Origin of the sequence: Amycolatopsis camponoti (assembly GCF_902497555.1) — a bacterium.
Classification (GTDB): Bacteria; Actinomycetota; Actinomycetes; order Mycobacteriales; family Pseudonocardiaceae; genus Amycolatopsis; species Amycolatopsis camponoti.
In genome coordinates, this window is sequence record NZ_CABVGP010000002.1 from 719,668 (window position 1) to 732,478 (window position 12,811).

Here is a 12,811-nt window from a genome sequence, read left to right on the forward strand (position 1 = left end):
CCATGCGGGAGGTTTTTTTGTTGCCTCGAAACGCCCGAACTCGCTAGGAGAAGACCGTGACCCGCCAGGAGCCCGCCGATACCCCCCTCGGCGATGCCTTCCACCTCTACGACACGACCCTGCGCGACGGTGCGCAGCGTGAGGGCATCTCCTACTCCGTCCAGGACAAGCTGGCCGTCGCGCGGCTGCTGGACGAGCTGGGCGTCGGGTTCATCGAAGGCGGCTGGCCGGGGGCGCTCCCCAAGGACACGGAATTCTTCTCCCGCGCCGCGAAAGGCGAGCTGAAGCTGAACCACGCGGCCCTGGTCGCGTTCGGGGCCACGCGCAAGGCCGGCACCACCGCCGAGGCCGATCCGCAGGTCCGGGCCCTCCTCGAGAGTGAAGCCCCGGTCGTCACGCTCGTCGCCAAGTCCGATCTGCGCCACATCGAACGCGCCCTGCGCGTGGACGTCGACGAAGCCTGCGCGATGGTCAAGGACACCGTCGCCTTCCTCGTCAAGGAAGGCCGGCGCGTCTTCCTCGACGCCGAGCACTTCTTCGACGGCTACGCCTACTCTCCCGAAACCTCCCTCAAGGTGCTCGACGCCGCCGCGCACGCGGGCGCCGACGTCCTCGTCCTCTGCGACACCAACGGCGGTCAGCTGCCGCTCGGGCTCGCCGAGACCGTCAGGACCATCAAGGAAAAGACCGGGTTCCGCCTCGGAATCCACTGTCAGGACGACACTTCCTGCGCCGTGGCGAACTCCGTCGCCGCGGTGCAGGCCGGCGTGACGCACGTCCAGTGCACCGCCAACGGTTACGGGGAGCGGGCCGGCAACGCCGACCTCTTCGCCGTGACGGGAAACCTCGTGACCAAGCTCGGGATGGAGGTCCTCCCGACCGGAGGCGCCGCCGAGCTCACCCGGGTCTCCCATGCCCTTGCCGAAATCGCGAACCTCGCCCCCTACTCCCACCAGGCTTACGTAGGGGCGTCGGCTTTTGCCCACAAGGCAGGGCTGCACGCGAGCGCGATCAAGGTGGATCCGTTGTTGTACAACCACATCGATCCGTCTTCCGTCGGCAACGACATGCGGGTGCTGGTCACCGAGATGGCCGGCCGGGCCAGCCTCGAGCTCAAGGGACGTGAGCTCGGGGTCGACCTCGCCGGCCGGCCCGAAGCGCTGACGAGCGCCATCACGAAGGTCAAGCGCCTCGAAGCGGAAGGCTGGTCGTTCGAAGCGGCCGACGCCTCCCTCGAACTCCTGCTCCGCCAGGAGGCCGACGTCCCCGCCGAGGCGCCGTTCGAGCTCGAGTCCTACCGCGTGGTCCTCGACCACCGCCCGGACGGCGAGGTGATGGCCGAGGCCACGGTCAAGGTGCACGTCGGCGGCCAGCGCGTCATCGCCACCGCCGAGGGCATCGGCCCGGTGCACGCGCTCGACGCCGCGCTGCGGAAGGCGCTCTCCCCGCACCTGTCCTGGTTGGACAGTGTGGACCTGGCCGACTACAAGGTCCGCATCCTCCAGGGCCACCCGGGCACCGACGCCGTGACGCGCGTGCTGGTCGAGAGCACCGACGGCGAACGCGAGTGGACCACCGTCGGCGTGCACGGCAACATCGTCGAGGCCAGCTGGCTGGCCCTCTGCGACGCGCTCGTCCACAAGAGCACCACCGTGGCCCCGGTCACGGAAACGGCGGACGTAGACTGACCGAGTGCGCCTAGCCCGTATTGCTCATCCCGGTGGAGTCGCGTTCGCTTCGGTCGAAGGGGACGGTGACGACGCCCAGGTCCTGGAGATCGCCGAGCACCCGTTCGGCCAGCCCAACTTCACCGGCAAGCGGTGGCCGCTGGCCGACGTCCGGCTGCTCGCGCCGATCCTGCCGTCCAAGGTGATCGCCGTCGGCCGCAACTACGCCAAGCACGCGGCCGAGTTCGGCAACGAGGTGCCCAGCGCCCCGATGCTGTTCCTCAAGCCGTCGACCACGGTCGTCGGCCCGAACGCGGCGATCCGCCGTCCGTCCGGCATCGGCCGCGTCGACTTCGAGGGCGAGCTGGCCATCGTCATCGGCCAGCCGGTGAAGAACGTGCCCGCCGCCCGCGCCGCGAGTGCGATCCTCGGCTACACCGTGGCCAACGACGTCAGCGCGCGCGACCTGCAGAAGGCTGACGGCCAGTGGGGCCGCGCCAAGGGCTTCGACACGTTCTGCCCGCTCGGGCCGTGGATCGAGACGTCGCTCGACGCGTCCGACCTGTCGCTCAAGGCCGAGGTCGACGGCGAACTCAAGCAGGACGGCCGCACGTCCGACCTCGTCCACAAGATCCCCGAGCTGGTCGAGTTCGTCTCCGGCGTCATGACGCTGCTGCCCGGCGACGTGATCCTCACCGGCACGCCCGAGGGCGTCGGCCCGATCGAGGGCGGCCAGAGCGTCTCGATCACCATCGAAGGCATCGGCACCCTGACCAACCCGGTCGAGAACATCTAGTCCCGCGCCACCGGGTCCATCGGCCGCCGGGCGAACGCCGGAGCGTGCTCCGGCCGCAGCCCGAGGCCGAGGAGCCGGGCCGGGAAGTACGACAGCCGCGGGAACCGCGCGAACGCCTTGATCATCGCCATCGGCGGGCCGTTGCGCTTGCCGGTCATCACCCCGCGCACCACGGTCCGGTGCATCAGGCGCTGCAGCCCCTGCACCATCAGCGTCGGCGCCAGCCGCCGCGAACGCACCTTCGCCAGGTCCACCGGCGACGGGCGGCCGCGCCGCAGCGGCTCGGCCAGCAGCGTCGCCGCCGCGACCGCGTCCTGCACCGCCAGGTTGATGCCGACCCCGCCGATCGGCGACATCGCGTGCGCGGCGTCGCCGATGCAGAGCAGGCCGTCGGTGTGCCACCTGCGCAGCAGGTTGAGCCGCACGTCGAGGAACTTGACGTCGTCCATCGTCTTCAGCTCGTCCACGCGGTCGTGGAATTCGGGGCAGATCTGCGTCACGTTCTCCCGGAACGCCTCGATGCCGTGGTCGCGCAGGTCTTCGCCCTTCGGCGCGAGGTAGGCGACCTGGTAGAAGTCCGGCCGGGGGAGCGGCACCGCGAACCGGCGGTCCCGCATCTTCGGCAGCAGCATGTTTCCGGCCTCGCCGTCGCCGCGGGAAAGCCGGAACCACCAGACGTCGAACGGGCAGTCGTACTCGCGGGGCACCAGACCGGCCTCACGCCGGGCCAGCGACCAGCGTCCGTCGGCCGCGATCACCAGGTCGGCGCGGATCTCACCGGTCTCGCCCGCCACTGTGCGGTAGGTGACGCCGGCGACGCGCCCGTGCTCCCGGACCAGGCCGGTGCACTCGGTCTCCATCCGCTGGACGAACGTCGGCTCCTTGCGTGCGCTCTCGGCGAGCAGGTCGAGGAAGTCCCACTGCGGCACCATCGCGATGTACGGGTGGGAGACCTTCAGCCGGGTGAAGTCGGCCAGCTTCATCAGCGTGCCGTCCTCCTCGGGGAAGCCCGCGGCGGTCAGCTCGCTGTGCGGCAGCGCGTGGAACTTCTCGCCGAGGCCCAGCTCGTCGAGCAGCGTGAGCGTGGACGGGTGGACCGTGTCCCCGCGGAAGTCGCGCAGGAAGTCCGCGTGCTTCTCCAGCACCGTCACCTCGACGCCGGCCCGTGCCAGCAGGAGTCCCGTGACCATCCCGGCCGGCCCGCCACCGATGACGACGCAGCCCGTGCGCTCGGTCATCTCCACCATCTCCCCATCTATTCATCGCTTGTTGAATAAGTTGAGGATGCACCCGGCCGGTCCCCGGCGTCAAGCGATGTGGCGACGGATACGCTGATCGGGCTATGAGTGAGACATCGGTGGTACGCGCGCGCTTCTGTCCTTCGCCGACCGGCACCCCGCACGTCGGGCTGATCCGCACGGCGCTGTTCAACTGGGCCTTCGCCCGGCACAACCAGGGGCAGCTGGTCTTCCGGATCGAAGACACCGACGCCGCCCGCGACTCGCAGGAGTCCTACGAGCAGCTCCTCGACGGGCTGCGCTGGCTCGGCATCGACTGGGACGAGGGCCCCGAGGCCGGCGGCGAGTACGGGCCGTACCGCCAGAGCGAGCGGCGGGCGATCTACGCCGACGTCGCCGCGAAGCTCCTCGAAGCGGGGGAGCTGTACGAGGCGTTCTCCACCAACGAGGAGGTCGAGGCGCGGCGCAAGGCGGCCGGCCTGGACCCGAAGCTGGGCTACGACAACTTCGACCGCGACCTCACCGACGAGCAGCGCGCCGCGTACCGCGCCGAGGGACGCGCGCCGGTGCTGCGCCTGCGCATGCCCGCGAAGGACCTCGCGTGGACCGACCTGGTCCGCGGTGACATCAGCTTCCCGGCGGGCACGATCCCGGACCCGGTGCTGGTGCGCGCCAACGGCGAGCCGCTCTACACGCTGACCAACCCGGTCGACGACGCGCTGATGAAGATCACGCACGTCCTGCGCGGCGAGGACCTGCTGCCCTCGACGCCCCGCCAGATCGCGCTCTACGAGGCGCTGGGGCGCGTCGGCGTGGCGGAGTTCACGCCGGAGTTCGGCCATTTGCCGTACGTCATGGGCGAGGGCAACAAGAAACTGTCCAAACGCGACCCTTCGTCGAACCTCTTCAACTACCGCGACCGCGGCTTCATCCGCGAGGGCCTGCTCAACTACCTGGCCCTGCTCGGCTGGTCGATCGCCGACGACCGCGACGTCTTCAGCGTCGAGGAAATGATCGCCGCCTTCGACGTCACCAAGGTCAGCGCCAACCCGGCGCGCTTCGACCTCAAGAAGGCCGAAGCGATCAACGGCACCCACGTGCGGGCCTTGCCCGCGGCCGAGTTCGTGAACCGCGTCACGCCCTATCTGGTCACCGCGGGTGTCCTTCCGGAATCGCCGAGCGAGGACCAGCTGGCCCGGTTGACCGCGATCGCGCCGTTGGTCCAGGAACGCGTCACGGTGCTTTCGGACGCGCCCGCGATGGTGCGTTTCCTCTTCGTTGCCGAAGACGACTTCGCGCCCGAAGAGGACGCGGCGGCGAAAAACCTCGGCGAAGCCGCGCAGCCGGTGCTGGCCGCGGCGGTCGCCGCGCTCGAAGCGCTGCCATCGTGGGAGACCGAGGCCATCGAGCAGGCGCTCAAGGACGCCCTTGTGGACGGTCTGGGTCTCAAGCCCCGCAAGGCTTTCGCGCCGGTTCGCGTCGCCGTGACCGGCCGGACCGTTTCCCCGCCGCTGTACGAGTCGATGGAGCTGCTCGGCCGCGATGTCTCTTTGGGACGTCTTCGCCGGGCAATGGTCGGATAACCTAAAGAAGACGGTTCGCCAACTGGGAGTAGAGCGACTGCGCCGGAACAGGCGAGCGGCAATCACCTCTTTGGCAGCGTCGCGAACGCTGCCGTTGCCCTAGCCTCACTGGGTGGATTTCGCTTTGGCACCCCGGACCCCGTCGCGAACCGTCCCCGCCGAGGCGGCGCCCGAGCCCTGGGCGCCGCCGGCGCTGCGGCTGGTGTGCCTCGACATCGACGACACCCTGATCGACTGCACCGCCGCGATCCGCCGGAGCCTCCACATCCTCACCGGCCGGGGCGACCTGTGGCCGTTGTGGGACCTGATCACCGAGGAGCACGTCGCCCTCGTCGTCGCCGGCGAAATCGACTACACGACGATGCACCAGCGGCGCACCGACTGCTTCCTCGCGGAGATCGGCATCCTCGCCGACGACGAGCAGGTGAGCTCGTTCGAACGTCGCCGAAGAGAGCTGCTCGACCACTCGTGGCAGCTGTTCGGCGACGTCCTCGACTGCTTGGAATGGCTGCGCGCCGCGGGCTTGCTGCTCGCCGCCGTGACCAATGCTTCGGGTGTCCACCAGCGCAAGAAAATCGCCGACCTGGGGCTCGCGCCGTTCTTCGACCACGTCGCCATCGCCGGCGAGCTCGGGGTGGCGAAACCCGATCCGGTGATGTTCCACACGGTCTGCCTCGGCCTGGGCTGCGCACCTGCCCAGGCCGTTCACGTCGGGGACAAACTCGACACGGACGCGATCGGCGCCCGCGACGCCGGCCTGGGCGCGGTGTGGCTCGACCGCGACGACATCGGCGAGCGCGCGCCCGAGGGCGTCCACCGGGTGGCGGGCCTGGCCGAGCTGCCTGAGCTGCTGGTTTCGGAGTACGCGACGATCGGCGTCCCCGCCCAGCGCGGAAGTGGCACCCCCGCGTTCACCGTCCGGAACGGCGTGCTCTAGTATTTCTTCTCGTGCGGTGCTGAGCCGGACCGGTTCTTCAGGTCGGCAAAGTACCTCACTGGGGTATGGTGTAATTGGCAGCACGACTGGTTCTGGTCCAGTTAGTCTAGGTTCGAGTCCTGGTACCCCAGCTGCGGAGAGTGACCCCCCTGCAGAGCGAGAAATCGCCTCTGGTAAGTTCTCTCCAGCAAGAAAAACAGAAAAGCCCCTGGGAGACCAGGGAAAGATCCTAAGCCCCCGTCGTCTAGCGGCCTAGGACGCCGGCCTCTCACGCCGGTAGCGTGGGTTCGAATCCCATCGGGGGTACCAGCAGTAACCGAGCCCGTCTGACCCAGGTCAGGCGGGCTTTTTGGTGTGCTCGCGATCCTCTCCGCGGTCCGAGCGGCTCTCCGGCGTCGAGTGTCCCGGGGTGGTCGTTCAGGCAGCGAGCGGGCTCAGGAGCCCGTCCGGCCGGGCGAACCGGGGAGTGGCCGTCGGCGACGAAGGTGAGTCGTCCGCGCCGCCGACGGGCCGGATGGAATGACCTCGGTGGTCTCCCCAGTGAGCTGCCGTCGCCACGGTTACTTCTTGGCGGCGGCGACCTTCTTGCGCGGCGCGCGCTTGCGCGGAGCCGGTGCGGGGGCCGCGGCCTCGGCCGCCTGAGCGGCTTCGTAGGCGGCGATCACCTCGGAAGAGAGACGGCCGCGCTCGGACACCTCGTAGCCATTCGCGTTCGCCCAGGCACGGATCTGCTGGTTGCGCTCGCGGTCGCTCGTGCTGGTCGTGGTCGACTGACCGGTCGCGACGCGCACCTTGCGGCCCCCGGTGCGCCGGGCGGCCGCGATGTAGCGGGCCAGCTCGTCGCGCAGGGCGGCGGCGTTTTCGTCGGAAAGGTCGATTTCGTACATGACGCCGTCGAGGGTGAACGGGACGGTGTGGGCGGCGGGGGTACCGTCGATGTCGTCGAGCATCTCGACGAGGACCTTCTGGGCCATTCCTGCTCCTTGAAACGGTATATACCAGTTGAGTGGCGGCGGTGACCGAGCACACGAATGTCGTGCTCTTCCGCGGAGTATATCCATACCGGCCGGTTTGCGGAGATATCTCCGTACCGGTATCGAATACGGCGAGCCCCGCTGAAGCCCCGCTGGAGAATTGTCCGGCGCGGTGGTGAACCGGTATTCGGCCGCGCCGGCCACCTCGTCGGCGTTCGCGCTTCCGATGCCGTGACCGTGGTTCCCGTCCCGCCCCGGTGAGTCCACATCGGACCTCGAGGGGACCGGTGTCGACCGTGGAGACACTCTCACCCGCGCGGGGCGAGCGGCAGGGCCGCGGGTCGGACCGGATCGACACGGCTCATCGGTTCTCCTCGGCGGGACGGTGGGGCCGGACGGCGGGTGCGGGACCGCCTCGGCGGGATGCCGGCAGACCTCGCTCGGCAGAGTGCCGCCGCGAGCGGTGCCGCACCGACCGGCAGCGACGCCGGGACGGGCACGAGTGGCCCTGGCCGGTCACGACGCACCGCCGCTGCCGCTCGGCCGCGGCCGCACTGGCTTCCGCCACGCACAAAGGCTTCACGTCCACCACGCTGATCAGCTTCGCCCGGGCGAACAGCGGACTCGGCTGCCGCGAACGACCGCACGGCCGGCGTTCGCGTCCCGCGCCGGGGGCTTCGCCTTCGTTGACCCGCTTGGGTTTCTCGCGAGTCCAGCTCGAACAACTGAGCGACTGGCGGCTTGTCCTATATGGACAAGATGCGCGTCTTCGCGATGAATTCGCAGGTCAGCGGCCATCGCGTTCTTTTCCGTGCCGAAGGAGCGGGCCCGGAGGGCGAGACTTCCCCGGCGACACAACGGAGTTCTCGGCCACCCCTGTTTGGATTTTCGGCCGTCCTGGTAATACTCTGTGTGACGTCGGCCGAGATGGGCCTGACTGTTGGTTCCACTATGGAGGACTGGAATGACGAACAAGGCCCAGCTGATCGAGGCGCTGTCGGAGCGTCTGGGCGACGACAAGAAGGTGGCTGCGCAGGCCGTTGACGGTCTGGTGGACATCATCATCCGGACGGTCAACAAGGGCGAGAAGGTCAACATCACCGGTTTCGGTGTCTTCGAGAAGCGCGCTCGCGCCGCTCGGACCGCGCGCAACCCGCGTACCGGTGAGGCCGTGAAGGTCAAGAAGACCAACGTTCCCGCGTTCCGCGCCGGGACCACGTTCAAGGACGTCATCTCCGGTTCGAAGAAGCTGCCGAAGGCGACCCCGGTCAAGCGCGCCACCGCCACGGCGACCCGTGCGACCGCGACGAAGGCCGCTGCCGCCGCTCCGGCCAAGGCGACCACGACCCGCACCACGCGTGCGGCTGCCGCGAAGCCGGCCACCACCACGCGCGCGACGACCACGCGGACCCGCGCCACCGCGGCGAAGCCGGCCGCGAAGGCCACCGCCACCAAGGCGGCCCCGAAGACCGCGGCCAAGGCTCCGGCCCGGGCCACCGCGGCGAAGGCCACCACCGCGGCCAAGGCCACCACCACCCGCGCCAAGGCCGCCGCGAAGCCGGCTGCCGCCAAGCCGGCCGCTGCGGCGAAGAAGCCCGCCGCTGCCAAGGCTCCCGCCAAGCGCACCTCGGCCGCGAAGAAGAAGTAGCAGCACCCAGCTCGACCGGAAGGGCCCCGCACCAGCAGGTGCGGGGCCCTTCGGCGTTTGCGCGGGGACGACGCACCGCACCCTGGATTCCGGCTGGTACTGATCGCTGGGGGCGGGCGACCGGAAGGCTGCGTAGCGTCAAGAACACCGGTGAGGCTTCTGCCTTCGGCTGCGAGGGCGGAACCGCTGACGCGTGCACTTCGCCGGCTCGCGCCTCCTGCAGAACCGGTGCGAGGCACTCGGCAACGACCAGAGGAAGAGCCGCTTTCACTCGGGGCGCATCACCCGGTGCGGGCGAACCCGCCTGCTTGCCGAGGCTCAATACCGAATCAACGCCCCGCTGATTCACGTTCGCGGGTCAGCGACTCACGTCGGGGGGCGGAAAGGGCCTCCACCGGCGGCGAGGACGGTGTGTCCCCGCCGCCGACGGGCCGCGTGCGATCTCTCCCCGGTGATCTGCCCGCCGTCACTTGCGGGCGGCGGCGACCTTCTTGCGCGGGGCGCGCTTGCGCGGCGCCGCCACCGGAGCTTCGGCCTCGGCCACCTGGGCCTGCTCGAAGGCCGTGATCACCTCGGAGGAAAGGCGGCCGCGCTCGGAGACCTCGTAGCCGTTCGCGTTCGCCCAGGCGCGGATCTGCTGGTTGCGCTCGCGGTCGCTGGTGCTGGTCGTGGTCGACTGGCCCGTCGCGACGCGGACCTTGCGGCCACCGACGCGCCGGGCAGCCGCGATGAAGCGGGCGAGCTCGTCGCGCAGGGCGGTGGCATTGCCGTCCGAAAGGTCGATCTCGTAGGTGACGCCGTCGAGGCCGAATTGAACGGTCTGGGCGGCGGGGGAGCCGTCGATGTCGTCCAGGATCTCGACGAGGACTTTCTGGGCCACGGGAATGCTCCTCAAGCTGGATGTGCGTCCGGGGAACGTGACGTGTGACAAGCTGCACAATGACCGACGTTCTCCCGTGGAGTGTATCCACCCGGGGATCGGTACGGCAATTTCCCCGCCGCTTCCCGCGATTCCGCAGTCCTGATAGGACGCTCCGCGCTGGTTCCACTCTGGAGGTCCGGCCCGGTGATTCCGGCTTACTCGGAACCCGCATCGCCTTCGTGGCCGGACGGATCCGTCTCCTCGTCGGCGGAGTCCGCGAGGTCCGCTTTCGCGGCCGCCTCCTTGGCCTCGTTGATGAGCTGCCGCGAGTGGGCGAGCTCCGCGTCGGGGTCTTCCCGCTTCTCGTTGGCCGCCATCACCACTCCTCGCCTGGGGTCTTCGGGCAATTCCTTTCTTACGGCTACCCGCCGGAGCGGGCGGGCAACCGTCGGGGCGGCGATCGTTTCCGCGGTGAGGGTATTCCGGAATCCGGCGGCTTTGATTCCTGCGGCAGCCCACCCGCCCAGGTGGTCCGTAGGGCCGGCCGGGACCGGTTCCGCGTTCTCCGGCCCGCCACCGCACTCCGGCGCGCGGTGAACGCCGTTCCCCTGCCGGCCCGGGAACGCCGAAGGGCCCCGCACCGGTGTGGTGCGGGGCCCTTCGGAGAGAAGCTCGTGAACTACTTCTTCTTGGCAGCCGACGTGCGCTTGGCCGGGGCCTTGGCGGCGGCCGGCTTCTTCGCGGCGGCGGTCTTGGTCGCGGCCGGCTTGGCGGCGGCCTTCGCCCGCGTGGTGGTCGCCTTCGCCGTGGTGGCCTTGGCCGCCGTGGCGCGAGCCGGGGCCTTGGCCGCGGTCTTCGGGGCCGCCTTGGTGGCGGTGGCCTTGGTGGCCGGCTTCGCGGCGGCGGCGCGGGTCCGCGTGGCCGTGGCGCGAGCGGTGGCCGGCTTGGCCGCGGCCGCACGGGTCGAGGTGGCCCGCGTGCTGGTGGCCTTGGCCGGGGCGGAAGCCTTGGCGGTGGTCGCGCGGGTGGTCGTCGACGCGGCGGTGGCGCGCTTGACCGGGGCGGCCTTGGCCAGCTTCTTGGAGCCCGAGATGACGTCCTTGAACGTCGTGCCGGCGCGGAAGGCGGGGACGTTGGTCTTCTTGACCTTCACGGCCTCACCGGTACGCGGGTTGCGGGCGGTGCGAGCGGCGCGAGCGCGCTTCTCGAACACCCCGAAGCCGGTGATGTTGACCTTTTCGCCCTTGTTGACCGTCCGGATGATGATGTCCACCAGACCGTCAACGGCCTGCGAAGCCACCTTCTTGTCGCCCAGACGCTCCGACAGCGCCTCGATCAGCTGGGCCTTGTTCGTCATTCCAGTCCTCCATAGTGGAACTAGTCACGGCCCATCTCGGCCGACACTGCACACGGTATTACCAATACCGCACAAAATCCAACCGGAGGTCGAAATATTTCCTTGCGAGGGCGCTGGTTCCGCCTCTCGAAGGACCTCTGTGAGAGGCGCACCGGAATGGGAACCGAACCTCGACCATGGCCTTGAGCAGGCAAAACACTATAGCAAGGCCGTCCACAGTGGTCGTCCATATAGGACCGGAGCCCTCTCGGAAGACTTTTTTCGCGACACGCCGGGCCGGGGCCTCCCGGCGTGTGGCCGGGGCCACCCGGAGCCCGATCCCGCGCAGCGGCGGGAGTTCCCGGACCCGCCGGCGGGGTCGCCGGGGCACCCGCCGAAGGCCCGCCGACGCCCCCGGTTCAGGGTTGCCCTGGCGCCGACGGGGATCTTGCCGCGGAGCCCGGCAGAGCCAGCCAGCCGATCGCGTAGGTCTCCTTCACCGCAACCTCGATCGGCCGGAACTCGGCGGCACCGATCGCCGGTGACTGCCGGACCACTTCGTCGTGGAACCAGGCGGAAGTGATCACGGCGAGCGGGACGGGCGACGACGCCAATGCGGCCTTCACCTGCGCAGCTTCCAGGAGACGGAAGGCATGGTTGATGGACGGGCCCGTAACGCCGTACTCGTCGTGGACGACCTCTCCGGCGTGCAGAGCCATCCTCAGCCGGAGCCGTTCCTCGGGCCAGTGCAGGGCATTGTGGCGTTGCAGCCCGTGCACCAGTGCGCGGGGCAGCGAAGCCGCGGTGGGCCCTTTGGGAATCTCGGGAGGAACGAGGACCAGCACGCCGTCGCCGCAGTCGAGGCGTCGGCAGTCCTTCCACGGCAGGCCGGAGTCCGCGAATGCCCGGCGCAGTGCCTGATACAGCGCGTGGCGCAGGACCAGCCGGTGCGTGCTCGTCCGGCGGATGTCTCCGTACCCGGCGACATCGACTGCGACGATCGTTCGGTGGACTGCCTGGCCAGGCCCGGGATCGCGTTTGCCCACTCAGATCACCTCCTCCGCGGCCAGGACCTTTCTCAGCCGCGCGAGGGCGCGGTGCTGGGCGACGCGGACGGCACCGGGGGTCGACCCCACGGCGTCCGCGGTCTCCTCCGCCGACAGGCCCACGACCACCCGCAGCACCACGATCTCCCGCTGCTTGTCCGGCAGCACCTGCAACAACTGGGACATCCGCTCGTTCAGCTCACCTTGCAGCGCCCGCTGCTCGGGACCGACCCCGCCCTCGACTTCGTCGGGGATCTCGGCCACCGGCTCGGCCCGGTTGCGCGCCGCGGCGCGATGCGCGTCGGCCACCTTGTGCTGGGCGATCCCGTAGACGAAGGCCAGGAACGGACGGCCTTGATCGCGGTACGAAGGCAATGCCGTTAGCACCGCGAGACACACCTCCTGCGCGACATCGTCCGCGGATGCGAACGAATGTTCCCGCCTGCCGACGCGGGCGCGGCAGTACCGCACCACCAACGGGCGGATGGCCGCGAGCAGCAGTTCCACTGCCTGGGGATCCCCGTCGACCGCCGCGGCGACCGGCTCGTCCGGTCCGTCGAGGATGGTGATCGAGCCGACGGCGACCGACATCGCGCCCGGGCGCAGGGCAACGGCCTGCCGCACCACCTTCCGCCGGAAAGCTTCCGTGCGCACCTCGTTGTCCAGGTCGGGGGCGAAAACCCTGTCGAGGTAGCCGTCCGCGATGGCCATGCGCCGGTCGAGT

General features: G+C 69.7%; 12 protein-coding genes and 2 tRNA genes. 7 read left to right on the forward strand and 7 right to left on the reverse strand.

Annotation, left to right across the window (positions count from 1 at the left end):
• Positions 1 to 56 precede the first annotated feature (56 nt).
• Positions 57 to 1,688, forward strand: a complete 1,632-nt coding sequence (gene cimA, locus AA23TX_RS23900; protein ID WP_155545100.1) for a citramalate synthase — start codon at positions 57 to 59, stop codon at positions 1,686 to 1,688.
• A gap of 4 nt (positions 1,689 to 1,692) precedes the next feature.
• The gene (locus tag AA23TX_RS23905; RefSeq protein WP_155545101.1) at positions 1,693 to 2,463 is read left to right on the forward strand and encodes a fumarylacetoacetate hydrolase family protein; all 771 of its coding nucleotides are present in this window, start codon (positions 1,693 to 1,695) and stop codon (positions 2,461 to 2,463) included.
• Here the strand turns inward: AA23TX_RS23905 and AA23TX_RS23910 are convergent.
• Positions 2,460 to 3,710, reverse strand: coding sequence for an FAD-dependent oxidoreductase (locus AA23TX_RS23910; RefSeq protein WP_155545102.1), 1,251 nt, complete (start codon positions 3,708 to 3,710; stop codon positions 2,460 to 2,462). The genes AA23TX_RS23905 and AA23TX_RS23910 overlap by 4 nt on opposite strands.
• Before the next feature lie 95 nt (positions 3,711 to 3,805).
• Between AA23TX_RS23910 and gltX the strand changes: the two genes are divergently transcribed.
• From gltX to AA23TX_RS23930, 4 genes are all read left to right on the forward strand, one after another.
• On the forward strand, positions 3,806 to 5,284 hold the full coding sequence (gltX, locus tag AA23TX_RS23915) for a glutamate--tRNA ligase (RefSeq protein WP_155545103.1): 1,479 nt from the start codon (positions 3,806 to 3,808) through the stop codon (positions 5,282 to 5,284).
• Between the two features lie 202 nt (positions 5,285 to 5,486).
• Positions 5,487 to 6,221, forward strand: coding sequence for an HAD family hydrolase (locus tag AA23TX_RS23920; protein ID WP_196425690.1), 735 nt, complete (start codon positions 5,487 to 5,489; stop codon positions 6,219 to 6,221).
• Positions 6,222 to 6,280: 59 nt separating this feature from the next.
• Positions 6,281 to 6,352, forward strand: a tRNA-Gln gene (locus AA23TX_RS23925).
• Positions 6,353 to 6,454: 102 nt separating this feature from the next.
• Positions 6,455 to 6,530: transfer RNA gene (locus tag AA23TX_RS23930), tRNA-Glu, on the forward strand.
• Positions 6,531 to 6,781: 251 nt separating this feature from the next.
• Here AA23TX_RS23930 and AA23TX_RS23935 read toward each other — a convergent pair.
• Positions 6,782 to 7,195: a histone-like nucleoid-structuring protein Lsr2 gene (locus tag AA23TX_RS23935; protein WP_155545105.1), complete on the reverse strand. Its 414-nt coding sequence runs from the start codon at positions 7,193 to 7,195 to the stop codon at positions 6,782 to 6,784.
• A 964-nt stretch (positions 7,196 to 8,159) separates the two neighbouring features.
• Between AA23TX_RS23935 and AA23TX_RS23940 the strand changes: the two genes are divergently transcribed.
• Positions 8,160 to 8,843 carry an HU family DNA-binding protein gene (locus AA23TX_RS23940; RefSeq protein WP_155545106.1) on the forward strand — a complete coding sequence of 228 codons (684 nt, stop codon included), beginning with the start codon at positions 8,160 to 8,162 and terminating at the stop codon, positions 8,841 to 8,843.
• A 466-nt stretch (positions 8,844 to 9,309) separates the two neighbouring features.
• Here the strand turns inward: AA23TX_RS23940 and AA23TX_RS23945 are convergent, their stop codons facing one another.
• The 5 genes from AA23TX_RS23945 to AA23TX_RS23960 form a co-directional block, all read right to left on the reverse strand.
• The gene (locus tag AA23TX_RS23945) at positions 9,310 to 9,723 is read right to left on the reverse strand and encodes a histone-like nucleoid-structuring protein Lsr2 (protein WP_155545107.1); all 414 of its coding nucleotides are present in this window, start codon (positions 9,721 to 9,723) and stop codon (positions 9,310 to 9,312) included.
• A gap of 197 nt (positions 9,724 to 9,920) precedes the next feature.
• Positions 9,921 to 10,082: a hypothetical protein gene (locus AA23TX_RS49665; RefSeq protein WP_196425503.1), complete on the reverse strand. Its 162-nt coding sequence runs from the start codon at positions 10,080 to 10,082 to the stop codon at positions 9,921 to 9,923.
• Positions 10,083 to 10,384: 302 nt separating this feature from the next.
• Positions 10,385 to 11,062 carry an HU family DNA-binding protein gene (locus tag AA23TX_RS23950; protein ID WP_155545108.1) on the reverse strand — a complete coding sequence of 226 codons (678 nt, stop codon included), beginning with the start codon at positions 11,060 to 11,062 and terminating at the stop codon, positions 10,385 to 10,387.
• A gap of 398 nt (positions 11,063 to 11,460) precedes the next feature.
• A complete protein-coding gene (locus AA23TX_RS23955) occupies positions 11,461 to 12,087 on the reverse strand; it encodes a nucleotidyl cyclase domain-containing protein (RefSeq protein WP_155545109.1) in 627 nt (208 codons plus the stop codon).
• Positions 12,088 to 12,678, reverse strand: a complete 591-nt coding sequence (locus AA23TX_RS23960; RefSeq protein WP_155547255.1) for a sigma-70 family RNA polymerase sigma factor — start codon at positions 12,676 to 12,678, stop codon at positions 12,088 to 12,090. It abuts the gene before it with no gap.
• Between the last annotated feature and the right edge of the window lie 133 nt (positions 12,679 to 12,811).

What these genes read in the sequence shown, in the direction of transcription:
- AA23TX_RS23910 (WP_155545102.1), bottom strand. Translation starts at nt 3,710, where the DNA reads ATGGTGGAGATGACCGAGCGCACGGGCTGCGTCGTCATCGGTGGCGGG.
- gltX (WP_155545103.1), top strand. Translation starts at nt 3,806, where the DNA reads ATGAGTGAGACATCGGTGGTACGCGCGCGCTTCTGTCCTTCGCCGACC.
- AA23TX_RS23935 (WP_155545105.1), bottom strand. Translation starts at nt 7,195, where the DNA reads ATGGCCCAGAAGGTCCTCGTCGAGATGCTCGACGACATCGACGGTACC.
- AA23TX_RS23940 (WP_155545106.1), top strand. Translation starts at nt 8,160, where the DNA reads ATGACGAACAAGGCCCAGCTGATCGAGGCGCTGTCGGAGCGTCTGGGC.
- AA23TX_RS49665 (WP_196425503.1), bottom strand. Translation starts at nt 10,082, where the DNA reads ATGGCGGCCAACGAGAAGCGGGAAGACCCCGACGCGGAGCTCGCCCAC.
- AA23TX_RS23950 (WP_155545108.1), bottom strand. Translation starts at nt 11,062, where the DNA reads ATGACGAACAAGGCCCAGCTGATCGAGGCGCTGTCGGAGCGTCTGGGC.
- AA23TX_RS23960 (WP_155547255.1), bottom strand. Translation starts at nt 12,678, where the DNA reads ATGTCGGTCGCCGTCGGCTCGATCACCATCCTCGACGGACCGGACGAG.